We start from the raw sequence: 25089 nt of genomic DNA on the forward strand, positions 1-25089 counted from the left end.
CGCGCGCGAGGCGGAACTCTTTAGCCGTCCTTAGCAGACGCGCGACGTTTCTGCATTTTCCCCGAGCCGGCTGGCGCGCGAAGCTGCCTGCTTCGGGCTGTGAAGGTCGCGGCGCCGGCCGGCAGCATCAGGGGGAGAGGCAGATGAACCGGAAATTCGAGATGAACCGCCGGCAGGTCCTGGTCGCCGGCGCGGCCCTGGGGCTGGGCGCGGCCCTGCCGTCGCGCCTCCGCGCCGCGACGCCGAAGCAGGGCGGCCACTTCCGGATCGGCATCGCCGACTTCTCGACCAGCGATTCGCTGGACCCGACGCTCTACGACACCAAGATGCAGATGAATCTCTGGTGGCAGCTGCGCAACAACCTGATCGAGGTCGGGCCCGGCGGCGTGCTGGTGCCGGAGCTGGCGCTGTCCTGGGAGCCCTCCACCGACGCCAGGACCTGGACGATCAAGCTGCGCCAGGGCGTCGAGTTCCACGACGGCCGGCCCTTCACCGCCGCCGACGCCGTCTACTCGCTGAACCTGCACCGGGCGCCGGACACGACCTCCTCGTCCAAGCCGCTGCTCGCCTCGATCAGCGAGCTCAAGGCGGTCGGCAGGTACGAGCTCAGGGTCGAGCTGTCCGAACCCAACGTCGACTTCCCGCCGGTGCTCGGCTCGAACGACCTCAACATGGTGCCGGACGGCGAGAAGGACTTCTCCAAGGGCATCGGCACCGGCGGCTACATCCTGGAGAACTTCGAGCCGGGCCAGCGCTCGCTGGTGAAGCGCAACCCGAACTACTGGAAGGAGGGGCGTGCCCATTTCGACAGCGTCGAGATGATCGGCATGAGCGACGCCAACGCGCGGATCACGGCGCTGACCACCGGCGACGTCGACGCGATCAACTCGGTCGACCTGAAGCTCGCCGGCCGGCTCGCCAGCCAGGGCTCGGTGCAGGTGCTGTCGACGCCCAGCAAGTCGCACTACGGCTTCGCCATGCGCATGGACACGCCGCCCTTCGACTCCCTGGACATGCGCCTGGCCCTCAAGTACGCGATCGACCGCGAGGCGATCCTGAAGACGGTCGTGCTGGGCTACGGCGCCCTGGGCAACGACCAGCCGATCAACGGCGCCTATCCCCTGTTCGATCCCTCGACCGAGAAGCGCTCCTACGACCCCGACAAGGCGCGCTTCCACTTCAAGAAGTCGGGCTACGACGGCGGCCCGATCGCGGTCCACGTCTCCGACACGCCCTTCGCCGGCGCCGTCGACACCGCCCAGCTCTACCTGGAGCACGCCAAGAAGGCCGGCATCGCCCTGCAGCTGGTCCGGGAGCCGCAGGACGGCTACTGGAGCAACGTCTGGGCTGTGAAGCCCTTCTTCGCGACGCGCTGGAGCGGCCGCCCCTCGGAGAACATCATGTTCACCACGGCCTACTCGAAGGAGGCGCTGAAGACCGGCTGGAACGAGACGCACATGTCCGACGACCGGCTCGACGAGCTGCTGCGCCTCGGGCGCCAGGAGCTCGACGCGCAGAAGCGGCGCGAGATCTACGGCGAGCTGCAGAGCATCGTGCACGACCGCGGCGGCTTGGTCGCCCCGGTCTTCGCGAACTTCGTCGACGGCGCCTCGGCCAAGGTCGGCATGGGCGAGCGCGGCTCCGACTGGGATCTCGACGGCGCCCGCGCCGCCGAGCGCTGGTGGTTCGCCTGAGCGCTGAGTTGCCCCCTGGGATCTGCTTCTAGCCGGCTGCGCGGCCGAGCCGGGCGGCCATGTAGCGGTAGCAGTCCAGCACCGTGCCCTCGTAGTCGTCGGCGGCCAGGGGGCCGGGCCGGTAGGTCCGGCTGCCGAGGCCCCGGTAGAGCGTCTCCAGCTTGGCCCGGTCCTCGGCGTTGAAGGCCTCGCAGAGCGCCAGGTAGTCGCGCACGACCGGGGCTTCCGGGTCGTCCGGCACGCCGACGAGGCCCCAGCGCAGCGCGACCTCGCCGACCGCGGTGGGGCGCAGGCAGAGGTAGAGCGTGAAGTGCGGCGCCACCGACAGCACGAAGGAGGGGAAGACGCAGAGCAGCAGGCTGTAGCGCCGCTCCGCCTCGCTGAGCGAGGGCGGGAAGGGGCCGCGCTCGGGCCAGGCCGGATCGTAGTGGGACTTGTAGCCGGTGAAGGCCTCGCTCCCCGGGATCTTCTCGCACAGCCGGGTTGGCGTGATCGGGTGCAGCGTCGTGCGGTGGGTGACGCTGAGGTGGTAGCCCTCCAGGAAGTTCTCGGCCAGGCACTTCCAGTTGGTCGCCCAGCGCTCCTCCCGGCTGAACAGGTGATGCCGCTCGGTCATCCGGTAGTTCGCGACCAGGGCGTCCATCCCGGCCAGGCGCGGCGCCAGCGGCTCGGCGCGGCCGTCCAGGTTGACGAAGAGGAAGCCGTTCCAGAGCTCGCTGCGGAAGGTCGGCAGGCCGAGGCAGGCGGGGTCGTAGCCCGGCCGGCCCTTCATCAGCGGCGCGCCGACCAGGGCGCCGTCCTCGGTCGCGTAGGTCCAGCCGTGATAGCCGCAGGACAGGAACTTCGCCGTTCCGCTGCCCTCGGCGACCAGGTTGCCGCGATGCCGGCAGACGTTCGAGAAGACCTTCAGCCCGCCTGCGGCGCTCCGCGCCACCAGCAGAGGCTCGCCGCAGAGCTCGGTCGTCAGGTAGTCGCCGGGGCCGGGCAGCTCGCCCTCGTGGCCGAGGCAGACCCAGTCCCTGGGAAACAGCTCGGTCCGCTCCAGCTCGAGGAACTCCGGGGCGGTGTAGTAGTCGCCGATCATCGCGGTCGCCTGCCCGGACGGCGCGGCCGCGCGCCGAGCGAGTTCGCCACGGATCCGCGCGACGATCCCGCTCCGGCCGCTGTCCAAGGCGTCGATTCTGCTGTCCAAGGCCGCTCCTCCGCTGCCGCGAGTATCGGCCGCCTCCGGCGCCCCGGACAATTCAGATCGCCGTCGCGATCGGTTACCCGGGCTAATGCGGGGCGTCGCCCTCCGGCACGGCGCCACCCGGCTGGCGCTGCGCGGCGACCGCCTCGACGGCGCGCCTGAGGTCGGGCATCTGGCGGGTCAGCTCGCGGAAGTCGGGCACCTCGAGGGCGAGCAGGCGGCAGTCGCGGAGCGCGGTCACGGTCGCCGTCCGGTGCAGGTCGCGCAGCAGCGCGATCTCGCCGAAGAAGTCGCCGGCCTTGAGCCGCACCGGCTGCGGCTCGACCTCGACCTCGACCTCGCCCTCCATCAGGAAGAACATCGCGTCGGCCGGGTCGCCCTTGCGCACGATCACCTGGTTGGCCGGCACGACCCGCGGCTTGAGGAGGCGCGCGACGGCGGCGATGCGCCCGGCGTCGAGGCCGGCGAACAGCGGCACCCGCGCGACGGTGTGCCAGGTCACCACGAAGTCGCGCTTCTTCAGCTCCTCGGCGAAGCCGGTCGCCAGGATGCCGGCCGGCACCGCGAACATCGCGATGCCGAGCAGCATGGTGAAGCCGCCGACCAGGCGACCGAGGGCGGTGACCGGCGTCATGTCGCCGTAGCCGACCGTCGCCATGGTGACGATCGCCCACCAGAGGCTCTGGGGGATCGAGCTGAACACCGTCGGCTGCGCGCCGCGCTCCAGCAGGTACATCCCGGTCGCGGCGATCACCAGCAGCACGCCGAGCAGCAGCAGGGCGGCGAACAGCGGCCGCGCCTCGCGCCGGATCACCGCGCCGAGCAGGGAGAGCGCCGGCAGGTAGCGCGCCAGCTTGAGCAGCGAGAGCGCCGCCGCCATCTCGAACCAGCCGTCCGCGACCGGCAGCACCAGCGAGGCCACGGCCGGCAGCGCGACCAGCAGGTCGATCAGGCCGCCGAGCGAGCCGAGATAGGCGAGGCGCGCCTGCCAGGGCCGCACCGCCGGATTGTCGGCTGCCGCCTCGGGCGCGACCCAGAAACGGACCAGCAGCTCGACGACGAAGAGCGCGAAGGCCGCCTCGACGACCCGGCGGTCGAGCAGCGCCAGCAGCGGCCCGGTCTCCGGCAGGCTGGCGACCATGGCGCCGCCGACCGCCGCGGCGACCGCCAGCAGGATCACGCCCTTGGTCAGGGCATGGCCGAGCGGCTGGCTGTCGTGGACCAGCAGGTCGTGGATCTTCCGGCGCACCCTGTCTCCCCCGACTCGGCCCCTGAAGTCGCGCGGCAGAGTGTAGTGCGTGCCGCGCCGCCGCGGGAGAGGGCAGGCGGGCCCGACGCCGGCAGGCTTAACGCGGCGCTAACCACGGCGGCGGCAAGGTCGGGGCCTTCCGGTCCCGACATGAGCCCGCCATGCCGACCTCCCAGCCGCTTGCCACCGCCGCGCCCGACGATCTTGCGCGGGTCGAGGCGCTGATGGCGGCGGGGCGGCTCGGCGAGGCCGAGGCGGCCTGCCGGGCCCTGCTCGCCGAGGATCCGACCCGGGCCCGCGCGCTGATGCGGCTCGGCGAGATCGGCGCGCGCAAGGGCGCCTGGGAGCCGGCGATCGCCCTGTTCGTGCGGGCGCTCGGCCGGGATCCCGGCCTGCTGGAGGCCTACCGCCATCTCGGCCATGCCCTGGCCCAGCGCCGCCGCTTCGCCGAGGCGCGGCGGGTCTACGCGGCACTGATCGAGCGGGCGCCCGAGGACGGCGAGGCGCACAGCAACCTCGGCGCCATGTACGGCAGCCTCGGCGACTACGAGGCCGCCTGCCGGGCGCTGCGCCGTGCCGTCGAGCTCAGGCCCGGCTTCGCGCCGGCGCACAACAACCTGGGCGTGGCGCTGGCCCGCGTCGGCCGCCACGGCGAGGCGATCGAGGCCTACCGCCGGGCCATCGTCCTGGCCCCCGACTACCGCGACGCACGCTGCAACCTGGTCTTCGCGATGGACCTGGACCCGGACACGACGGCCGAGGCGCAGCGGGCGGCGCGGCTCGACTGGGGCGAGCGGCTGATCGAACGCCACGTCGCCCTGCGCCGGCCCCACGCCAACCCGCCGGACCCGGAGCGGCGGCTGCGCGTCGGCTACCTGTCGCCGGACTTCCGGCGCCATGCCGCGGGCACGGTCGCGCTGCCGCTGTTCCTGCGCCACGACCGCGACGCGGTCGAGGTCCACGGCTACTTCAACGACCCGCGGGCCGACGAGGTGACCGAGCGCTTCGCCGTCGCCGCCGAGGGCTTCCGCGCCGTCGCCGGCTGGAGCGACGAGCGCCTGGCGCAGCAGATCCGCGCCGACGGCATCGACATCCTGGTCGATCTCGCCGGGCACTCGCTGGGCGGCCGGCTCGAGCTGCTGGCGATCAAGCCGGCGCCGCTGCAGTTCTCGGGCTTCGGCTACGGCGCCGGCAGCACGGGCCTGCGGACCGTCGACGGCTTCTTCGCCGGTCCCGTCCAGGCCGAGGGGCTGCGCCTGGACGGCGCGGTCGAGGAGGTCATCGAGCTGCCCGCACCCTTCGCGATCGAGCCGCCGGAGGGGGCGCCCCCGGTGACGCCGCTGCCGCTGCTGGCGCGGGGCCAGCCGACCTTCGGCTCGTTCAACCGCCTGTCGAAGGTCTGCGGCCGCACCCTCGACCTCTGGGCGGCGGCGCTCGCCGCGGTGCCGGCGGCACGCTTCCTGGTCAAGGCCGGCGAGCTCGACTCGCCCGGCGAGCGTGAGCGGCTGACCGCCGCCCTGGCCGGTCGCGGCGTCGCCCCGGGGCGCCTCGAGCTGCGCGGCGCCAGCGGCCGGGCCGAGCATCTGGCGGCGATCGCCGAGGCCGACCTGCTGCTCGACACCACGCCGCAGTCGGGCAGCGCGACCACCGCGGAGGCGCTCTGGATGGGCGTGCCGACCCTGACCCCGCTCGGCGCCCGGCCGGGCGGCCGTGCCTCGGCCAGCCTGCTGCATTGCGTCGGGCTGGAGGAATTCGTCGTCGCGGATCCCGACGGCTTTGGCACCCGCGCCGCTGCCCTGCTCGCCGGGCCCGGGCGCCTGGCGCGGCTCCGGGAGGGCCTGCGCGATCGCCTGCGCCGCTCGCCGATCGTCGAGGCCCGGCCCCTGGTCGCCGCCCTGGAGGCCGCCTATCGGGAGCGCTGGCGGCGCTGGTGCGCGGGCGCCGCGGCCTGACGATGCCCGTTCACATCCGGCAGGCGTTGCCCTCGACCCGCCAGCCGGTGACCCTGTCGTCGATGACGGTGAAGGTCGTCTTGCAGCTGCTGCTGAAGAGGTAGCCGGGCGAGCCGCCGATCGGCGTCGTGTAGACCTGGTTGCCGACCGAGTGCGTGACGTAGCTGGGCGGCGTGCCGGGCATGTAGTTCTGGTACTGCCGCTTCCAGGTCAGGTACTTGGCCTCGTCGTTCTGGTAGGAGCTGTCCGGCGGCCCCCAGGCCTGGATCAGGTCGTGCTCGCTGGCGCCGACCCAGCCGTCCAGCATGCTCTGGTACTTGGCCTCGCTCGCGCAGGCCGAGAGCAGCAGCAGCAGGGCGAGCAGCGGCAGGCATTTCCTCATCGTCGACCTCCGGCCGTCTTGGCGGGTGCGGGCACGCGCCCTCCCGTCTTCAGATAGGAAGCCGCGGCGCCCTCCGAAACGGGCACGGCGCGCTCGATCGAGCGCCGGCCATAGGATTCGCCGTCCCGCGGCTCTACATTCAGGGGGTGTCGCGCCGAGCCACCGAAGGCCCAGACATGCGAGATCGCGGAGCCTCTCTTCCCGGCGGGACCGCCTGGCCTCGCCGCGCGCCCGGTGGCAGGCCCGCCTGGGCGGCGGGGCTGGCCCTGCTGCTCTGGCTGTTCCTGGCCCCCGCCGCGGGGGCTGCGCCACCGCAGGCCTACCTGCTGGACCTGAACGGCGCGGTCGGGCCGGTCACCGCCGACTACGTCGTGCGCGGCCTCGAGGAGGCGGCCGAGGCGGGCGCTGCCGTGGTCGTGCTGCGCCTCGACACGCCGGGCGGGCTCGACAGCTCGATGCGCGAGATCGTCCGCGCCATCCTGGCTTCGCCGGTGCCGGTCGTCGGCTACGTCGCGCCGAGCGGCGCGCGCGCCGCCAGCGCCGGCACCTTCATCCTCTACGCCTGCCCGATCGCCGCCATGGCGCCCGGCACCAACCTGGGTGCGGCGACGCCGGTCAACCTGATGGGCGGCGGCGGCTCCGCCGCGCCCGGGCGCGGCGACGCGGGGACCGAGGACGGCCAGCCCGCCCAGGCCGGGCAGAAGCCGGGCCGTCCGGCCGACGCCGAGATGACCAAGGTCACCAACGACGCCGTCGCCTATATCCGCGGCCTCGCCAGGCTCAACGGCCGCAACGCCGACTGGGCCGAGCGCGCGATCCGCGAGGCCGCGAGTCTGCCCTACGACGAGGCCCTGAAGCAGAACGTCGTGAACCTGGTCGCGCCGAGCGTGCCGCAGCTGCTCCGCCAGCTCGACGGCCGCCAGGTCGAGGTCGCCGGCGAGACGCGGACCCTGCAGCTCGCCGGTGCCGCGGTCGTGCCGGTGGCGCCCGGCTGGCGCACCCGGCTGCTGTCGGTGCTGACCGATCCGACCGTCGCCTATCTGCTGCTGCTGGTCGGCGCCTACGGCCTGGTGCTGGAGTTCGCCCATCCCGGCATCTTCGCGCCCGGGGTCATCGGCAGCATCAGCCTGCTGCTCGGCCTGCTGGCCCTCTCGATCATCCCGATCGACCTCGCCGGCCTCGGCCTGACCGTGCTCGGCCTCGCCCTGATGGTCGCCGAGGCCTTCGTGCCCTCGTTCGGCGCGCTCGGCATCGGCGGCCTGGTCGCCTTCGTGCTCGGCTCGCTGATGACCTTCGACACGCCCGGCTACCAGCTCGCGCTGCCCGTGGTGATCGGCGCCGCGGCGGCCAGCGCCGGCCTGTTCCTGCTGGTCCTGGCGCTGCTGGTACGGGCGCGCCGCCGGCCGCTCAGCGGCGGCGAGGCCGCCCTGGTCGGTGCCCGGGCCGAGGTCCTGGACTGGTCGGACGGCGCCGGCGAGGTCCAGGTCCTGGGCGAGCTCTGGCGGGCCCGCGCCGACGCGCCGCTCGCCGCGGGCCAGGGCGTGCGGGTCGTCGGACGCGACGGGCTGACCCTCCGGGTCGAGCCGGAATGAACGAGGCGCCCGCGCGCGGGCCGCACGGGAAGGGAGAGAGACCATGCCTGTAGCCATGATCGCCTATCTGGTCATCGCGTTCTTCGCGCTGGCCCTGCTGGCCTCGGCGATCCGCGTGTTCCGCGAGTACGAGCGCGGCGTCATGTTCACCCTCGGCCGCTTCACCGGGGTGCGCGGGCCGGGCCTGATCCTGATGCTGCCCTACATCCAGCAGATGGTCCGGGTCGACCTCAGGGTCATCGTGCTCGACGTGCCGAGCCAGGACGTGATCTCGCGCGACAACGTCTCGGTCAAGGTCAACGCGGTGCTCTACTTCCGCGTCGTCGACCCCGACAAGTCGGTGATCCAGGTCGCCAACTTCATGCAGGCGACCAGCCAGCTGGCCCAGACCACCCTGCGCTCGGTGCTCGGCAAGCACAGCCTCGACGAGATGCTCGGCGAGCGCGACAAGCTGAACCGGGACATCCAGGAGATCCTCGACTCCCAGACCGACGCCTGGGGCATCAAGGTGACCAACGTCGAGATCAAGCAGGTCGACATCTCGGAATCGATGATCCGCGCCATCGCCAAGCAGGCCGAGGCCGAGCGCGTGCGCCGCGCCAAGATCATCAATGCCGAGGGCGAGCAGCAGGCCGCCCAGAAGCTGGTCGAGGCCGCCGAGATCATGGGCGGCGCCCCGGCCTCGATGCAGCTGCGCTACCTCGGCGCCCTGCACGACATCGCCAGTGACCGCACCAACACCATCGTGCTGCCGCTGCCGACCGGCCTGATGGAGGCGCTGTCGGGGATGAGGAAGCCGAAGGCGTAGGGAGCTGCTCCCTCTCCGCCCCCTTGTCGCTCCCTCTCCGCCCCTTCAGGGGGGGGAGAGGGCCGGGGAGAGGTGGGGCCATGGTGCCGCCGGGCGGCTGCCGGCCGTTTGGCCAGGACGTCTCCCCACCTCTCCCTGACCCTCTCCCCCCCAAAGGGGCGGAGAGGGAAGACCCGAGAGGCGGCCTGCCTTCCCCTATCCCGTCGCCAGGATCTTCTCGACCAGCTCCTGGACCCGGAGCGCGCAGCGGAAGTCGGGCATGACGTTCGCCTCGCCGTCGAGGCGCCGGACCAGCTCGTCGAGCTGCAGGCGGTAGGAATCGAGCGCCGGGTTCTCGATGCCCTCCAGGGCGTAGCCCCAGTCCTCGCCGTCGCTGCGCCACAGCTTGTAGAAGTCGGTCAGGCGCAGCGAGCGGCGGCTGCCCCAGAGGGTGAACTCGACGAGGTCAGGCCCGGCGCCGCCGACCGAGCCGGCCAGGGTCACCGGCACCCCGCCGGCCTCGAGCTGCGCCAGCACGTGGGTCTCGGCGGCCTCGGGATCGGCCGGATAGGCCGCCGAGGCCGAGACCAGGCGGGCCGGGCCGAGCAGGCTGTCGACCAGATAGAGGAAGTGGGTCGCGACCTCGCGGGTGAAGCCGCCCTCGGCGCGCCCGGCGAGCCAGGTCGCGCTGTGCTGCCAGCCGCGCGGCCAGCGGCCGAAGTGCAGGCGGATGTCGCAGCCGGCGAGGTCGCCCAGGCTGCCGTCGGCCAGCGCCGCGCGCATCGCCGTGACGCCGCGCGCCGCGGCCAGTGCCAGGTTGACCGCCTGGGGCAGGCCGCTCGCCTCGACCAGCTCGGTGAGGTCCCGGCTGTCGGCGAGCTCGACGCCGAGCGGCTTCTCGCAGAACACCGCCTTGCCGGCGGCGACCGCGGCGCGCGCATAGAGGCCGTGCGCCTTCGGCGGCACGCCGATGTAGACGAGGTCGGTCCCGGGGGTGGCGATTAGCGCCTCGGCGCTCTCGGCAATGCGCAGCCAGGGAAAGTCCTCGGCCGCCTTGGCCCGGGCCTCGGCGCTGAGATCCCAGCCGCCGACGACCTCGAGCCGGCCCTGGCCCGGCATGTTGGCCAGCATGCGCCGCCCGATCACGCCGAGTCCGACGATCGCCACCCGATAGACCTTCTCCGCCATCCTCGCCCTTCCACTTGGTCCTCGCGGCCGCGACTCGGCCGGCGCGGGCGCAGCTTAGCCAGCCCTCGGGGTCCCTGGCCAGCCGCCCCGCCCGCCCGTCACCCCCCGCCGGCCGGAGGCCTTGTCCGCCCCGCCGTGCGGGCGTAGCCTTCCGGCCATCAACCGGGCCGGCACGCTCCCGCCGCTGGGTCTCCAGCGGCCCTGACGCCATGGAGGCATGCCATGACCGCGAAGATCCCGCAGCCCGTTCCGCTCCGCTCGCCGCTTGCCGCCGCCGCGCTCGGCGCCAGCCTGCTGCTCGCCGTGCTGCCCGCCGTGCTGCCCGGGGCGCCGGCCGCCGCGGCGGCGCTCGACGCCTGCAGCCTGGTCGATCCGGCCGCGGCGGCGAAGATCCTCGGCCATCCGGTGACCCCGAAGCCGGTCGACAGCGCCGCCGCCGGCAACGACGCCAGCCTGTGCAGCTACCAGGGCGGCGGCCTGCACGGCGGCTTCCTGCTGATCGCGGCGCCGCTCCGGGCCGACGACCTGGCCGCCACGGTCGACGCCCAGAAGAAGAGCGTGCTGGAGGACAGCGCCCCGCCGGGCGTGCCGCTGCCGAAGCCGACGATCGTCGACCTGCCCGACCTCGGCGACGCGGCCTTCCTGGTGACTACCGACGACAACCTGCAGCTCCACGTCTTCGCCGCGGGCGACAAGCTGGTGCTCGACCGCAACCTCGCGCCCAGCCCCGCCGCCATCGACCAGGCCGAGGCCCTGGCCCGCGCGGCGATCAAGGGGCTGAAGTAGGCCACCCGCGACGCGCGCAATCCTTTACATTCGAAAAATCGAATATTAGCCTTTCCGGGCGGATGAACGATCCGGGGCAGCCGGACGACAGCTTCAGGAGGAGTGCCATGACCGAGCGGAAGCCCGGGAGCCTCAATCGGCGCGACCTGATGGTCGGCGCGGCGGCCGGCGGCCTCGCGCTGGCGGCCGGCCCGGCGGTCGCCGGCTCGGGGGCGGCGCCGCGCCACCTCGGCCTCGACCAGCTCGCCAAGCAGGCCGAGGTCGCCTGCCTCTACCACTGCGACTACGGCGACCCGAAGCGCTTCGCCCAGACGCTCAACAACATCAACAACCACTATGCCGCCTACGGCGCCGACCCCTTCGCGATCGAGATCACGCTGGTCGCCCACGCCGGCGGGGTGAAGTTCTTCCTGGCCGACCTGGAGGGCACGCCCTGGGCCGGCGAGAGCCTGCCGCCCGGGCTGTTCGAGCGGGTCGAGGCGCTGTCGAAGTACGGCTTCACGGTGCGGCTCTGCGAGACGACCTTCCGGCGCAACAAGCTGGACCCGTCGCGGGCCCGCGACGCCGAGTTCATCGCCTTCGTGCCCTCGGGCGTCGCCGCCGTCGCGGCCCTGCAGTCGAAGGGCTTCGCCTACCTGAAGGTCGGCTGAGCCGGCGGGCTGCCGCGACGGGAGAGCTGCGCGGGACCGGCCTTCGTTCCACGCGCGGCTGGCCGCGCCGGGACCGGCCCTTCATGCTTTCGCCGGATTCCGGGACTAGCGGGAAAGGCTGGCCCACGACCGGCGAGAGCGGGATCCTTGCAGCGCATACCCCAGGTCAGCCCCTGGCTGGGCGAAGACGAGAGCGCGGCCGTGGCCCAGGTCGTCGCCGACGGCTGGATCACCGAGGGGCCGGCCTCGGCCGCCTTCTCCGAGGCGCTCGACCGCCTGATCGGCGCGCCCTTCGGCGTCTTCGCGCCCAACGGCACGCTGGCGCTGGCCCTGGCGCTGATGGCGCTCGACATCGGCCCGGGCGACGAGGTGCTGGTGCCCGACACCACCTTCGTCGGCTCGGCGACGGCCGTCGTGCTGGCCGGCGCCCGGCCGGTCTTTGTCGACGTCGAGCCCGAGACCTTCCAGCTCGACGTCGGCCGGGCGGCCGCGGCCCTGACCGGGCGGACGCGGGCGGTGATGGCGGTGCATCTCTACGGCACGGCCTGCGACATGGACGCGCTCGGGGCCTTCGCCGCGCGCCACGGCCTGCGGGTCGTCGAGGACGCGGCCCAGGGCATCGGCGTCACCTGGAAGGGCCGGCACGTCGGCGCGCTCGGCGACCTCGGCTGCTTCTCCTTCTTCGCCGACAAGACCATCACGACCGGCGAGGGCGGCTATGTCGCCTGCCGCGACCCGGCGCTGCACGAGCGGCTGCGGCAGCTGCGCAACCAGGGGCGCAGCGAGCGCGGCTCCTTCGTCCATCCGGCGATCGGCTTCAACTTCCGCATCACCGACCTGCAGGCGGCGATGGGCCTGGTGCAGCTGGGGAAGCTGCCGCAGATCCTCGCCCGCAAGACGGCCCTGCACGCGCGCTACCGCGACGCGCTGGCCGGCCTGCCGCAGATCCGCGTGCTCGGCGCCGCGCCGGGGGCCGGCCTCGTGCCCTTCCGCTGCGTGCTGATCGCCGAGCGCGCCGCCGAGCTGAGCGCGCACCTTGAGGCGGCCGGCGTGCAGATCCGCGGCTTCTTCCCGCCGCTGCACCGCCAGCCCTGCTTCGCCGAGGGCCGGGAGGCACAGCCGGACAGCCGCTTTCCCAACGCCATCGCGGGCCACCGCGACGGCCTCTGCCTGCCGATCTTCCCGACCCTGGCCGAGGCGCAGGTCGAGCGGATCGGGGCGCTGGTCCGGGACTTCTACGGCTCCGGATAGGGGCTTCGGCGCGCGGCCGGGCGCCGCCTCACGGCACTGGCAGCAGCGCCTCGCCCTCCGCTTCCGGCGCCAGTATCCGCTCCGCCGGCAGGGTCAGGGTCACGGTCGTGCCGCAGCCCGGCGTGCTGGCCAGGGCCAGGCTGCCGCCGTGCAGCTCGGTCAGGGCCTTGGCCAGCGGCAGGCCGAGGCCGACGCCCTCGTGCCGGCGGGCCAGCCAGCCCTCGCCCCCGGGCCGCTCGGCGACCTGGCCGAAGGGCTGCAGCACCTGGGCCAGGTGCTCGGGCGCGATGCCGATGCCGCTGTCGGTGACGGTCAGGCGCAGGCCGCCCGCCGGCTCGCGCCGCGCCTCGACGGCGACCTGGCCGCCGGGCTCGGTGAACTTGACGGCGTTCGACAGCAGGTTGCCGAGGATCCGGCGCCAGGCCGCCGGGTCGAGCGACAGCAGCAGCGGCGTCTCGGGCAGCTCGGCCGACAGGGTCAGGCCGCGCTCGGCGGCGGCCGGCTCGACCTGGCGCAGGGCCGCCGCGACGCCGGCGGCCAGCTCGACCTCCTGCTCGGCCAGCTCGAAGCTGCCGCCCTCGACCCGCGCCATGTCGAGCAGGTCGTTGACCAGCGCCAGCAGGTGGCGGCCGCCGTCGCGGATCTCGGCCAGGTAGTCGGCGCGCCGGGCCGGCTCGATCTGGCCGCGCTCGTCCTGGGCCAGGACCTCGGCGAAGCCGATGATCGCGCTGAGCGGCGTGCGCAGCTCGTGGCTCATGGTCGCCAGGAACTGCGACTTGGCCCGGCTCGCCGTCTCGGCACGCAGGGTCTGGGCCGCCAGGTCCGCGGTGCGCTGCCCGACCCGCCGCTCCAGCTCCTCGTTGAGCCGCGACAGGGCGGCCTGGGACTCGGTGAGGCGCCGGTTGGCCGCCCGCAGCGCCGCTTCGCGGGCGACGTCGCGGGCCTGCAGCCGGTTGAAGGCGACGATGACCCGGCCGAGCTCGTGCTGGCGGCCGGCCGGCACGCTGCGTCGCTCGCCGGTGCGCGAGGTCCACTCGATCGCCTCGAGCAGCAGCCTGAGCGGCCGGCCGACGATGGCGCGGAAGCCGATCGTCGAGGCGGCGACGGCAAGCAGGAAGGCGAGGCTGACCACCGACAGCGAGACCATGAGCTGCAGCCGGTTGGCGTCGCGGATCTCGGCGGTGCTGAAGCGGACCAGCAGCCGGTAGGCGCCGGCGTCGCCGACCGGCACCTCGAAGCCGTCGTCGCCGCTGCCGTGCCGGCAGCCGACGCGCGGCGGCTGGGCGGCCAGCAGCGCGCCGTCGGCCACCCCGGCGCCCGCGGCCCGGAGCTCGGCGCAGACCAGCGCGCGGTCGGCCGCCAGGCCGGCGACCAGGTCCTGGACGACCTTGGGCTGCAGGTGCGGGTCGTGGTGCGCCAGCGCCGCAGCGACGCGGCCGGCCTGGTTGCCCAGGCGCGCGGCCAGCACCGCGCGGTCGGCCTTCAGGGCGTAGTGCACGAAGAGGCCGATGCCGGGCACGGCGAGCAGCAGGAACAGCGGCACCAGGATCAGCAGAAAGCGGGCCAGCAGGCTGTCGCGGCGCCGCACCGGACGCGGCGCCGCCGGCCGCTTCCGGCCGGCACGCGGCGACGGGCCCGGGCGCATCACTCGGCCAGCTTGACCTTGCCGGCCCGCATCAGCGCCTGGACCTGCTGGCGCTGCGAGACCGCCTCGTGGAACACGACGAAGCCGTCGCCCTTGCGCGCCAGCCAGTAGTCGATCTGGACCGGCTCGCCGGTCGCGTCCAGGAAGTCGAAGCAGAGGATGAAGCTGTCGCCCATCTCCAGGATCTTCGGATGGGCGGTCACCGGGCTGAGGCCGCGCACCTGCTGGGCCTCGGCGTCGTAGGCCAGGTACACGCCCTCGATCGTCTGGCGCTCGACCTGCTGCTGCATCGCGGCCTGCAGCGCCGCCTTCTCGCCGAGGGTCAGCGCCGAGGCTGGCGGCAGCAGGGCGAGCAGGGCGAGGACGCCGGCGGCGAGGGCCGGCAGCAGGGGCGGCAGGGCGGCCGGCAGGCGGCGGGCGGGCAGGGCGGGACGCAGGCTCGGCATCGTCTCGGTCCGATGGAGGAACTCGGGCCGACTGTCGTCCTGTGGCCGTTAAGGGCGGCTTAAGAATGGCGCGCCCTGCTCCGAGGCCGCCAGCCAGTCCGCAAGGCCGCGGGCCGCGGCGCGGCCCGTGGCGAGGCAGGCGGTCAGCAGGTAGCCGCCGGTCGGCGCCTCCCAGTCCAGCATCTCGCCGGCGACGAAGACGCCGGGCAGGCGCTTCAGCATGTAGCGCTCGTCGACCGCGTCCCAGGCGATGCCGCCGGCCGAGGAGATCGCTTCGGCGAGCGGGCGCGGCCGCGAGACCGGCAGGGGCAGCGCCTTGATCAGAGCGGCCAGGCGCTCCGGGTCCGCGAGCGCGCCCGGCGGCCCGAGCTCGCGCAGCAGGGCGGCCTTGACGCCGGTCATCCCGGCGCCCTTGCGCAGGCGGTTCGACAGGCTGGCCCGGGCCGGCTGGCGCGCCAGGTCGCGCGCCAGCCGCTCGCGCGTCCGCCCGGGCGCGAGGTCCAGCAGCAGGAGCGCCCTGTCGTCGCACGCCAGGGCGTCGCGCAGGGCCGCCGCATGGGCGTAGACCAGGCTGCCCTCGATGCCGCCGGCCGTGACCACGAACTCGCCGGCGATCGTGCCGGCGGGGCTGCCGGCGGTCACCGCCTTGACCGGCGCCCCGGCGAAGCGCTGCCGGAAGCCCTCGGTCCAGTCGACCTCGAAGCCGCAGTTGGCCGGCCGGAAGGCGTGGAGCGCGACGCCGCGCGCCGCCAGCCAGGGCTGCCAGGCGCCGTCCGAGCCGAGCCGCGGCCAGCTCGCCCCGCCGAGCGCCAGTAGGGCGGCGTCGCAGCGCAGGAGGCGCTCGCCCACGGGCGCCTCGAAGCGCAGGCCGTCCGCCGCGAAGCCGATCCAGCGGTGGCGGGTCAGGAGCCGCACGCCCCGACCCTCGAGCCGGCGCAGCCAGGCGCGCAGCAGCGGCGAGGCCTTCATCGCGGTCGGGAAGACGCGGCCCGAGGAGCCGACGAAGGTCTCGCAGCCGAGCCCGGCCGCCCAGTCCCGAACGTCGGTGCCGGTGAAGGCGTCGAGCGCTGGCCGCAGGCGGCCGGCGGCGGCGCCGAAGCGCCCGGCGAGGCGGGCGTGCTCCTCCGCGTGGGTCAGGTTCAGCCCGGACTTGCCGGCCAGCAGCAGCTTGCGGCCGAGCGTCGGCATGGCGTCGCAGAGCGTCACGCCGAGGCCCGTCAGCGACAGCACCTCCGCCGCCATGAGCCCGGCCGGCCCACCGCCGACGATCGCGACCTGTCTCGTCATGGGGCGGCTGGATGGCACGCGGCCGCGCCGACCGCAAGCGGGCTCGGGCGGCCCGGCGGCCGGCCGGAAGAGGAGGCCCGGGGAATCGGCCCGGGGAATCGGCCCGGGGAATCGGCCCGGGGAGGATGCCGATCCGACCCGGGGCCGGCGGCGTGAGCGAGGTGCCACTCCGCCGCGGAAGGTTCGTCCGGCGAGGAATTGACAATCAAGCAAACGACGTGATCACATCGGTGCCAACAACAATAAAGATGGCGTCAGCGGGAGGCTCTGACATCACTCGACGCCATGCGTCTGGGTATTCGATGGTGACGTTTGGCAAATCGCACGCCAGTACGATTCAAAACGGTGGGGGTCTATCTCTGCGACAATTTGACGCGCCAGGCGAATGACTGGCCGGTTGGTTATGAAATCTTCGACTGTCTGGGCGCCACCCGTGCGAGCGGACGGAGCCGGCAAGAACGGATGGGACGGATGAGAGGACGCGACCGCGGGCAGCTGTCACGAACCGGCGCGGACGGCGGCGCCGGGAGGGGCAAAGGCAGCTAGATGGCCGCCCAGCTCGACATGCCGCCCGATATGCCGCCCGCCGCGGACCCGATGGCGCGCGGGGCCCGGCCCGACCGCGCCGGCTCTCGCGAGCATCTCGACGTTCGCCTGGACGGCGTCACCAAGGCCTATGGTCACCTCGTCGCGGTCGACGACATCTCGCTGACCATCGAGCGCGGCGAGTTCTTCAGCCTTCTGGGCCCCTCGGGCTGCGGCAAGTCGACGACGCTTTCGATGATCGGCGGCTTCGCCGAGCCGACCTACGGCGCCATCTACCTCAACGGCGTCGACGTCAGCCGCCAGCCGCCCTACCGGCGTGACGTCAACACAGTGTTCCAGTCCTACGCCCTGTTTCCGCATCTCGACGTCTACGAGAACGTCGCCTTCGGGCTGAAGCGGAAGCACGTCGACAGGAAGGCGATCGAGCGGCGCGTCCGCGACATGCTCGCACTGGTCGACCTGACCGGATTCCACGACCGCAGGCCGGCGCAGCTGTCCGGCGGCCAGCAGCAGCGCGTCGCCCTGGCCCGCGCGCTGGTCAACAGGCCGAAGCTGCTGCTGCTCGACGAGCCGCTGGGCGCGCTCGACCTCAAGCTGCGCAAGCAGATGCAGCTCGAGCTCAAGCGCATCCAGTCCGAGGTCGGCATCACCTTCCTCTACGTGACCCACGACCAAGAGGAGGCGATGGTGATGTCCGACCGGCTGGCGGTGATGGCCGGCGGGCGCATCGAGCAGGTCGGGCCGCCCGACGTCGTCTACGACAGCCCGGCGACCGAGTTCGTGGCCGGCTTCCTGGGCGCCTCGAACCTGATGGCGGGAGAGGTGGTCGAGCGCGGCGGCGCGCTGGCCAGGGTGCGCCTCGACGACGGCCTCGTCGTCCAGGTGGCGAGGGGGCGCCTCGGCGACCGCGGGCCGCGCGTCAAGGTCGGGGTGCGGCCCGAGAAGATCCAGGTGCTGCCCGCCGGGCAGCCCGTCCCGGAGGGCAGGAACAGCCTCGAGGCGGTCGTCGCCATGACCGCCTACATCGGCGTCAGCCACCAGTACACGATGGAAGGGCCGGACGGCCGCAGCTTCAGCGCCTACGCGCAGAATCTCGGCACGGGGCCCCATCCCGCCCGAGGCGACCGGGTCCGGCTCTGCTGGCACCCGGAGCACACCTTCGTCGTCGAGCCATCGGCACCGCGAGCAGCAGAGGAGAGCTCCGCATGAGCAAGCGATCGAATTCTGGCAGGACAATCGACCCGGCGCTGCTGCGCGGCCTGACCGAAGCGCGCGTCTCGCGCCGAGGCCTGCTGCAGGCGGGGGCCCTGGGCCTGGGCATGGCGGCGCTCGGCCCGCTCGCCGCCCGCACCGCCCGGGCCGCGGAGCGCGACTGGGAGGCCTGGTGGAAGCAGCAGAAGCCGACCGACGAGCTGGTCTTCGCGAACTGGCCCTACTACATCGACGTCGCCGACAAGGGCGCGAAGAACCCCTCGCTCGACGACTTCACCAAGGCGAGCGGGATCAAGGTCAAGTATCTCGAAGTCATCCAGGGCAACGCGCCCTTCTACGCCAAGATCGCCCCGGTCCTGAAGGCTGGCCAGTCGATCGGCTACGACCTGATGGTGATGACCAACACCTGGCAGCTGACGGAACTCGTGATGCAGGACTGGCTGGTGCCGCTGTGGAAGGAGAAGCTGCCGAACTTCAAGAAGTATGCGAGCCCCAGCGTCGTCAGCCCCGACTACGACAAGGGCAACAGGTACACGCTGGCCTGGCAGTCGGGCTTCACCGGCATCGCCTACAACCCGAAGCTCACCAAGCGCGAGATCACCTCGATCGACGACCTCTGGGACCCGGCCTTCGCCGGCCACGTCGGCATGATGAGCGACATCACCGAGCTCGGCAGCGTTGCCCTGCTCAAGCTCGGCATCGATCCCGCCAAGTCGACGAAGGCCGACTGGGAGAAGGCCGCCAAGGTGCTCAAGGAGCAGAAGGACAAGGGGCTGGTCCGCCAGTACTACGACCAGAGCTACATCACCGCGCTCGAGCACGGCGACACCTGGATCAGCCAGGCCTGGTCGGGCGACGTCTTCCAGGCCAACGCCAAGGGCTTCAAGGACCTGAAGTTCGTCGCGCCCAAGGAGGGCGTGATGCTCTGGCACGACAACATGATGATCCCGGTCGGCGCGAAGAACCCGCTCAGCGCGCTGGCCTGGATGAACTTCTACTACACGCCGAAGACCGCGGCGCTGATCGAAGACTACGTCAACTACGTCTGCCCGGTGCCGGACGCGAAGGACGTCATCCTGAAGGACCTGCAGGATCCGGACGTCGCCAACAGCGTGCTCGTCTTCCCGACCGAGGCGATGTACGCCAAGGCCCACGACTTCTATACCTTCAAGAGCTACGCCGAGTACCAGAGTTGGAACAGCGTCTTCACGCCCATCATCCAGGGCTGAGGCGTTTTTCGACCATGTGGCATCGCCGGCCCGCACCTGCGCCCGACCACCCACGGCAGTATCCTGGAATGAGCGGCCGGGGGAAGGCGCGGGCCGGCGCCGGTTCCGCGCGAGCGGAAAGGGCTCCGGCCCGGCGGCGCGACCGGCGGATCGGGAAGGCGGCGGTACCCTACCTGCTCGGCCTGCCGAGCTGGGTCTACCTGCTGCTGTTCTTCCTGGTTCCGCTGGCCTCGATGCTCGCGCTCTCGGCCGCCGTCGGCGATCCGATCGTCGGCTACAGCTACGGCGGCCACTTCGCCGAGTTCCTCGACGCGATCGGGCAGTATCACCGGCAGCTGCTGCGCTCGTTCTACTACGGCGCGCTCGCGACCCTCGTGACCCTGGCGATCGCCTATCCGGCCGCCTACTGGATCGCCTTCCACGGCGGCCGGCACAAGTCGACCTATCTCTTCCTGATCATGCTGCCGTTCTTCGTGTCCTTCGTGATCCGGACGGTGGCCTGGCAGTTCATCCTGGCGGACCAGGGCTTCCTGTTCGGGCAGCTCAAGAGCTGGGGCCTGATTTCGGACCGCTTCTACATCCTCTCGACCCAGTGGGCGGTGATCGGCGGCCTCGTCTACAACGGGCTCGCCTACTACGTGCTGCCGCTCTACGTCGCGATCGAGAAGATCGACCGGCGGGTCGTGCGCGCGGCCGGCGATCTCTACGCCGATCCGGCCAGCACCTTCCTGCGGGTGATCCTGCCGCTCTCGGCGCCCGGCGTCTTCGCCGGCTTCCTCCTGGTCTTCGTCACCGACGTCGGCGACTTCGTCAACGCCCAGATCCTCGGCGGGCCCGGCACCTACATGGTCGGCAACGTCATCCAGGACAGCTTCTTCGTGAACCAGGACTACCCGATGGCGGCGGCGCTCTCCTCGATCCTCATGTTCCTGCTGATGGTCGCGATCTTCCTCTATGCGCGGGCCTTCGGCAGGGAGCGGATCCAGGAGTATGCCGCGTGACCGGCCTCGCCCCGGGCCCGGGCAGGGCGGTCGCGGCGCCGGGGCGGGGCGACGGTCCCGGCCTCGCGCCCCGGCTGCTCTCGCTCTACACGTGGCTGCTGATCCTCTACGCGATCGTGCCGATCGCGGTGATGGTGGTGTTCAGCTTCAACCAGGCGCCGAGCGGCCGGGTGACCCTGAAGTGGCTGGGCTTCACCACCGCCTGGTACGGCCATGCCTTCGCCGTCGCCGACCTGACGGACGCCCTGGTCCACTCCCTCGAGGTGGCCTTCGGCAGCATGATCGTCTCGGTGATCCTGGGCACGCCGCTGGCGCTCGCGCTGGCGCGCTACCGCTTCCGCGGCAAGGCGGTCACCGACATGGTCATCTTCGCCGACATCGCGGCACCGGCGGTGGTGGTCGGCGCGTCGCTGCTGTCCTTCTTCCTGACCCTGAACCTGCCGCGCGGCCTGCTGACCATCCTGATGGCGCACATCGCCTTCAACGTCGCCTTCGTGGTCGTGGTCGTCCGCGCCCGCGTCTCGGGCCTCGACCGCGCGCTCGACCGGGCCGCGGCCGATCTCGGGGCGACGCCCTGGGTCGCCTTCTGGAAGGTGACCTTCCCGCTGATCCTGCCGGGCATCGTCGCCGCCGGCCTGCTCGCCTTCGCGCTGTCGATCGACGACCTGATCATCACCAGCTTCGTCTCGGGCCAGACCCTGACCTTCCCCTTGTGGATCTACGGCGCGGTGAAGACCGGCATCCCGCCGCAGGTCTTCGTGCTCAGCACCTTCATCTTCCTCGGCGGCGTCGTGCTGACCCTGATCAACACGATCGTCGTCCGGCGCAACCTGCCCTGAGACGGTGCGAGCGGCACCGGCGTCGCGAGATGATTGGTTCTCTGCGGAAAGGTTGGCTGGGGGACCTGGATTCGAACCAGGACTAGCGGAGTCAGAGTCCGCGGTTCTACCGTTAAACTATCCCCCAAGCCGGGGCCTCGGAACGGCGCCGGGCCTGGGCCCGGGCGGGGCGCGCGGCCTTGCCGGGCGCCCGTTGCCGTCGAGAGGTTGGCTATTTAGTCCAGGCGGGGGGGCCAGTTCAACCCCTTAGTGGAGGCTTTTCGGCCGCCGGCCATCGTGCCGCCCCCGCCGCCGCCCTTGGTGCCACGGCCGGGCCGGCGGTCCCCGCTCTGGCCAGACTCGCGCGCATCGGGCTAAGCTGTCGGCCGAGCAATGGAAACGGGACGGCCCGGCGGGCGCGGCGACTGCTGCCGGGTGGCGCGGGGCGCGCGGGCGGGCCGGACCAAGAGAACGCGGGAGGTTTCAAGGGGTGACGCGCTTCGACCTGCCCGGGCGGCACAGCGAGCCGCCGGGCGGCGCCGGGCCTGCCGGCGCCGAGGCGATGCCGCGGTTCGACGGTCACGGCCCTGGGCCGTCGGCCGGCCCGTCTGGTCATCCGTCCGGCAATCCGGCCGGCAATCCGGCCCGGCTGAACGGTCACCGCATCGCGCCCGTCCGCCGGCCGCTCTACGCCGCCCTCGACCTCGGCACCAACAACTGCCGCCTGCTGATCGCCAGGCCGGCCGCCGAGGGCTTCCGGGTCATCGACGCCTTCTCGCGCATCGTCCGCCTGGGCGAGGGGCTGGGCGCCCGCGGCCTGCTGTCCGAGGCGGCCATGGCGCGCACGCTGGACGCGCTCAGGGTCTGTGCCGCCAAGATCGATCGGCGCGGCGTCACGCACCTGCGCGCCGTCGCCACCGAGGCCTGCCGGCGCGCCGGCAATTGCAGCGAGTTCCTGGCCCGGGTCGAGCGCGAGACCGGCATCGTGCTGGAGATCATCGACGGCATCGAGGAGGCGCGCCTGGCGCTGCTCGGCTGTGCGCCGCTGCTCGATCCGGCGCTGCCCCACGCCCTGATCTTCGACATCGGCGGCGGCTCGACCGAGATTTGCTGGTTCGAGGCCGACGCCAGCCGGACGCTGCACCAGCGCAGCCGGCCGGACCGGCCGGACGGCGCCGCCGAGGGGCCGGGGCCGGCGAACGGGGCGACGGGAGGCGACGGCGGCAACGGCGCGGGCGGCGACCCGCTGCTGCGCGCCTGGCGCTCGCTGCCCTGCGGCGTCGTCACCCTGGCCGAGCACTACGGCGGCCGCGAGGTCTCGGCCGAGACCTACGAGGCGATGGTCGCCGAGGTCCTGGCCCGGCTGCAGGCCTTCGAGGCCGAGCACGGCCTCGCCCGGACGATCGCCCGGGGCGAGCTGCAGATGGTCGGCACCTCGGGCACCGTCACCACCCTGGCCGGCATCCACAAGCGCCTGCCGCGCTACGACCGCTCGCTGATCGACGGCTGCTTCCTGGACTTCGCGACGGCCCGCCAGGTCACGGACGAGCTGCTCGGCCTCGGCTATCCGGAGCGCGTCGCCCATCCCTGCATCGGCCCGGAACGCGCCGACCTGGTGATCGCCGGCTGCGCGATCCTGGAGGCGATCTGCCGGACCTGGCCGGTCGGCCGCCTGCGCGTCGCCGACCGCGGCCTGCGCGAGGGCATCCTCTTCACCCTGATGCAGGGCGTCGAGGAGGTCGCGGCCGAGGCCGGGGCGGTGCCGCCGCGCCCGGCGGCGTCGCTCGACGGCCGACCGGCGTGAGGGCCCGTCGTTGAGCGAGCGCAGAGGCGGCAAGGGCGGCGGCAAGGGCGGCGGTAAGCCGGGCGCGGGGCGGCCGGGCGACGTGCGCTCGGCGGGCGGGCCGCGGCGCCTGAAGGAGCGGGTCAAGACCGCCAAGAAGCGCTCGCTCTCCTCGACGCTCTGGCTGCAGCGGCAGATCAACGACCCCTTCGTCGCCGAGGCGCGGGCCCGGGGGCTGCGCAGCCGTGCCGCCTTCAAGCTGCTGCAGCTCGACGAGAAGCTGGGCCTGCTGAAGCCGGGCCAGCGCATCGTCGACCTGGGTGCCGCCCCGGGCGGCTGGACCCAGGTCGCGGTCGACAGGGTCGGCGCGCTCAAGGCCGGCGGCGGCCGGGTCGTGGCCCTCGACATCCTGGCCATGGAGCCGCTGGCCGGCGCCGAGGTGCTGCAGCTCGACTTTCTCGAGGAGGCGGCGCCCGAGCGGCTCAAGGCGCTGCTCGGCGGCCCGGCCGACCTGGTGCTCTCGGACATGGCGGCGCCGACCACCGGGCATCCGCAGACCGACCACCTGAGGATCATCGCCCTCGCCGAGGCGGCGCTGGCCTTCGCCCTCGAGGTGCTGGCGCCGGGCGGCGGCTTCGTCTGCAAGGTCTTCCAGGGCGGCAGCGAGAAAGGACTGCTGCAGACGCTCAAGGCCAACTTCGACAAGGTCCGCCACGTCAAGCCGCCGGCCAGCCGGGCCGAGTCCGCCGAGACCTACGTGGTCGCGACCGGCTTCAGGGGCGCGCCCGACGAGATCTGACGGCCGACGGCCGCCGCGTCCCGCCGCGCAAGATAGTTGCGCCGGGCGCCACGGACTTGTTCTTGGCGCGGCACTCGACTCGCGTATACTCCGCCGCCATCTTCCAACCCGGCGGGACCAAGCGAGGACGGCATGCAGCTGAGGGAGGCCTATACCTTCGACGACGTGTTGCTGGAGCCGGCCGCGTCCAGCGTGCTGCCCGCCGCCGCCGACACCCGCACGCATCTCACCCGCAGCATCGAGCTCGGCATCCCGATCATCTCGGCGGCGATGGACACCGTCACCGAGAGCCGGCTCGCGATCGCCATGGCCCAGGCCGGCGGCCTCGGCGTGATCCACAAGAACATGACCCCCGAGGTCCAGGCCGACGAGGTCCGCAAGGTCAAGAAGTTCGAGAGCGGCATGGTGGTCAACCCGGTGACCATCTATCCCGACGAGCCGCTGAAGAACGCCCTGGCCCTGATGGAGCTGCACCGCATCTCCGGCATCCCCTGCGTCGAGCGCCACTCCCGCAAGCTGGCCGGGATCCTGACCAACCGCGACGTGCGCTTCGCCGAGAACCCCGACCAGCCGGTCGGCGAGCTGATGACCCGGGAGCGGCTGGTCACGGTCAAGGAGGGCGTCAGCCGGGACGAGGCCAAGCGTCTGCTGCACCAGCACCGCATCGAGAAGCTGCTGGTCGTCGACGATGCCTTCCGCTGCGTCGGGCTGATCACCGTCAAGGACATCGAGAAGGCCCAGGCCCATCCCGACGCCGCCAAGGACGGCCAGGGCCGCCTGAGGGTCGCCGCCGCGACCGGCGTCGGCGAGCAGGGCCTGCGCCGCGCCGAGCGCCTGGCCGAGGCCGAGGCTGACCTGATCGTCGTCGACACCGCCCACGGCCATTCGCGCGGCGTGCTCGAGACCGTCGCCGCGGTCAAGCGCCTGTCCAACGAGATCCAGGTGATCGCCGGCAACATCGCCACGGGCGAGGGCGCCCGGGCACTGATCGACGCCGGCGCCGATGCGGTCAAGGTCGGCATCGGCCCCGGCTCGATCTGTACGACGCGGATCGTCGCCGGCGTCGGCGTGCCCCAGCTGACCGCGCTGATGGACACGGTCGAGGTCTGCCGGGCCGCCGGCACGCCGGTGATCGCCGACGGCGGCATCAAGTTCTCCGGCGACCTCGCCAAGGCGATCGCCGCCGGCGCCGACGTCGCGATGATCGGCTCGCTGTTCGCGGGCACCGACGAGAGCCCGGGCGAGGTCTTCCTCTACCAGGGCCGCAGCTACAAGGCCTACCGCGGCATGGGCTCGATGGGCGCCATGGCGCGCGGCTCGGCCGACCGCTACTTCCAGCAGGAGGTCGCGGACAAGCTGAAGCTGGTGCCCGAGGGAGTCGAGGGCCAGGTGCCCTACAAGGGCGCCGTCGGCACGGTGATCCACCAGCTGATCGGCGGCCTGAAGGCGGCCATGGGCTACACCGGCAACGCCACGATCGCGGAGATGCAGACCGGCTGCCGTTTCCTGAAGATCACCAACGCCGGCCTGCGCGAGAGCCACGTCCACGACGTCGTCGTCACCCGCGAGGCGCCGAACTACCGCAACAACGGCTGATCCGGAG

The 25089-nt window shown here is 72.7% G+C and carries 21 protein-coding genes and 1 tRNA gene; 14 read left to right on the forward strand and 8 right to left on the reverse strand.

Translation table 11 applies throughout. The features are described from left to right. The first annotated feature begins 143 nt into the window (after positions 1-143). Complete coding sequence (locus B9O00_RS04915) at positions 144-1694, forward strand: ABC transporter substrate-binding protein (protein WP_085121326.1); 1551 nt, start codon at positions 144-146, stop codon at positions 1692-1694. Between the two features lie 28 nt (positions 1695-1722). On the opposite strand, the gene B9O00_RS04920 is transcribed toward B9O00_RS04915, so the two are convergent. Both B9O00_RS04920 and B9O00_RS04925 read right to left on the reverse strand, forming a co-directional pair. Beyond that, entirely contained in the window at positions 1723-2886 is a 1164-nt protein-coding gene (locus B9O00_RS04920; RefSeq protein ID WP_200808404.1) for an aromatic ring-hydroxylating oxygenase subunit alpha, read from the reverse strand. Positions 2887-2968: 82 nt separating this feature from the next. After that, positions 2969-4132, reverse strand: a complete 1164-nt coding sequence (locus B9O00_RS04925) for a cyclic nucleotide-gated ion channel (protein WP_085121328.1) — start codon at positions 4130-4132, stop codon at positions 2969-2971. A gap of 161 nt (positions 4133-4293) precedes the next feature. Between B9O00_RS04925 and B9O00_RS04930 the strand changes: the two genes are divergently transcribed. Next, a complete protein-coding gene (locus B9O00_RS04930) occupies positions 4294-6084 on the forward strand; it encodes an O-linked N-acetylglucosamine transferase, SPINDLY family protein (RefSeq protein WP_085121329.1) in 1791 nt (596 codons plus the stop codon). A gap of 10 nt (positions 6085-6094) precedes the next feature. On the opposite strand, the gene B9O00_RS04935 is transcribed toward B9O00_RS04930, so the two are convergent. Further along, positions 6095-6466: a hypothetical protein gene (locus B9O00_RS04935; RefSeq protein ID WP_085121330.1), complete on the reverse strand. Its 372-nt coding sequence runs from the start codon at positions 6464-6466 to the stop codon at positions 6095-6097. A 176-nt stretch (positions 6467-6642) separates the two neighbouring features. Here B9O00_RS04935 and B9O00_RS04940 point away from each other — a divergent pair, with 176 nt between their 5' ends. Next, positions 6643-8058, forward strand: coding sequence for an NfeD family protein (locus B9O00_RS04940; protein ID WP_085121331.1), 1416 nt, complete (start codon positions 6643-6645; stop codon positions 8056-8058). Positions 8059-8101: 43 nt separating this feature from the next. Continuing rightward, positions 8102-8866 (forward strand): slipin family protein, encoded by a 765-nt coding sequence (locus B9O00_RS04945; protein WP_085121332.1) that lies wholly within the window; start codon positions 8102-8104, stop codon positions 8864-8866. Between the two features lie 195 nt (positions 8867-9061). On the opposite strand, the gene B9O00_RS04950 is transcribed toward B9O00_RS04945, so the two are convergent. Next, positions 9062-10033, reverse strand: a complete 972-nt coding sequence (locus B9O00_RS04950; protein WP_085121333.1) for a Gfo/Idh/MocA family protein — start codon at positions 10031-10033, stop codon at positions 9062-9064. A 222-nt stretch (positions 10034-10255) separates the two neighbouring features. On the opposite strand from B9O00_RS04950, the gene B9O00_RS04955 reads away from it, so the two are divergent. The 3 genes from B9O00_RS04955 to B9O00_RS04965 all read left to right on the forward strand — a co-directional run bounded on the left by B9O00_RS04955 (position 10256) and on the right by B9O00_RS04965 (position 12720). Continuing rightward, complete coding sequence (locus B9O00_RS04955; RefSeq protein ID WP_085121334.1) at positions 10256-10819, forward strand: hypothetical protein; 564 nt, start codon at positions 10256-10258, stop codon at positions 10817-10819. A 107-nt stretch (positions 10820-10926) separates the two neighbouring features. After that, positions 10927-11469, forward strand: a complete 543-nt coding sequence (locus B9O00_RS04960) for a DsrE family protein (RefSeq protein ID WP_085121335.1) — start codon at positions 10927-10929, stop codon at positions 11467-11469. A 147-nt stretch (positions 11470-11616) separates the two neighbouring features. Then, positions 11617-12720 carry a DegT/DnrJ/EryC1/StrS family aminotransferase gene (locus B9O00_RS04965; protein ID WP_159460111.1) on the forward strand — a complete coding sequence of 368 codons (1104 nt, stop codon included), beginning with the start codon at positions 11617-11619 and terminating at the stop codon, positions 12718-12720. A 28-nt stretch (positions 12721-12748) separates the two neighbouring features. Here the strand turns inward: B9O00_RS04965 and B9O00_RS04970 are convergent, their stop codons facing one another. Genes B9O00_RS04970 through B9O00_RS04980 form a run of 3 tightly spaced genes read right to left on the reverse strand, consistent with a single transcriptional unit; the run spans position 12749 to position 16098 of the window. Further along, positions 12749-14308 carry a sensor histidine kinase gene (locus B9O00_RS04970; RefSeq protein WP_159460112.1) on the reverse strand — a complete coding sequence of 520 codons (1560 nt, stop codon included), beginning with the start codon at positions 14306-14308 and terminating at the stop codon, positions 12749-12751. 56 nt (positions 14309-14364) lie between these two features. Continuing rightward, positions 14365-14811: a hypothetical protein gene (locus B9O00_RS04975; RefSeq protein ID WP_085121338.1), complete on the reverse strand. Its 447-nt coding sequence runs from the start codon at positions 14809-14811 to the stop codon at positions 14365-14367. 48 nt (positions 14812-14859) lie between these two features. Continuing rightward, positions 14860-16098 carry a TIGR03862 family flavoprotein gene (locus B9O00_RS04980; RefSeq protein ID WP_085121339.1) on the reverse strand — a complete coding sequence of 413 codons (1239 nt, stop codon included), beginning with the start codon at positions 16096-16098 and terminating at the stop codon, positions 14860-14862. Between the two features lie 546 nt (positions 16099-16644). Between B9O00_RS04980 and B9O00_RS04985 the strand changes: the two genes are divergently transcribed. From B9O00_RS04985 to B9O00_RS05000, 4 genes are all read left to right on the forward strand, one after another. Then, the gene (locus B9O00_RS04985; protein WP_218822886.1) at positions 16645-17853 is read left to right on the forward strand and encodes an ABC transporter ATP-binding protein; all 1209 of its coding nucleotides are present in this window, start codon (positions 16645-16647) and stop codon (positions 17851-17853) included. Further along, positions 17850-19085, forward strand: coding sequence for a polyamine ABC transporter substrate-binding protein (locus B9O00_RS04990; protein WP_085121340.1), 1236 nt, complete (start codon positions 17850-17852; stop codon positions 19083-19085). Before B9O00_RS04985 ends, B9O00_RS04990 begins: the two co-directional genes overlap by 4 nt. A 68-nt stretch (positions 19086-19153) precedes the next feature. Beyond that, entirely contained in the window at positions 19154-20086 is a 933-nt protein-coding gene (locus tag B9O00_RS04995) for an ABC transporter permease (RefSeq protein ID WP_085121341.1), read from the forward strand. Next, positions 20083-20925 carry an ABC transporter permease gene (locus tag B9O00_RS05000; RefSeq protein WP_218822885.1) on the forward strand — a complete coding sequence of 281 codons (843 nt, stop codon included), beginning with the start codon at positions 20083-20085 and terminating at the stop codon, positions 20923-20925. Before B9O00_RS04995 ends, B9O00_RS05000 begins: the two co-directional genes overlap by 4 nt. 53 nt (positions 20926-20978) lie before the next feature. Here B9O00_RS05000 and B9O00_RS05005 read toward each other — a convergent pair. After that, a tRNA-Gln gene (locus B9O00_RS05005) sits at positions 20979-21052 on the reverse strand. Between the two features lie 342 nt (positions 21053-21394). Here B9O00_RS05005 and B9O00_RS05010 point away from each other — a divergent pair. The 3 genes from B9O00_RS05010 (at position 21395) to guaB (ending at position 25082) form a co-directional block, all read left to right on the forward strand. After that, positions 21395-22708: a Ppx/GppA phosphatase family protein gene (locus B9O00_RS05010; protein ID WP_235017041.1), complete on the forward strand. Its 1314-nt coding sequence runs from the start codon at positions 21395-21397 to the stop codon at positions 22706-22708. A 10-nt stretch (positions 22709-22718) separates the two neighbouring features. Then, positions 22719-23486, forward strand: a complete 768-nt coding sequence (locus B9O00_RS05015) for an RlmE family RNA methyltransferase (protein WP_085121342.1) — start codon at positions 22719-22721, stop codon at positions 23484-23486. A gap of 132 nt (positions 23487-23618) precedes the next feature. Further along, positions 23619-25082: an IMP dehydrogenase gene (gene guaB / locus B9O00_RS05020; RefSeq protein WP_085121343.1), complete on the forward strand. Its 1464-nt coding sequence runs from the start codon at positions 23619-23621 to the stop codon at positions 25080-25082. The last annotated feature ends 7 nt before the right edge of the window (positions 25083-25089 follow it).

Source organism: Tistlia consotensis USBA 355, assembly GCF_900177295.1.
Classification (GTDB): Bacteria; Pseudomonadota; Alphaproteobacteria; order Kiloniellales; family DSM-21159; genus Tistlia; species Tistlia consotensis.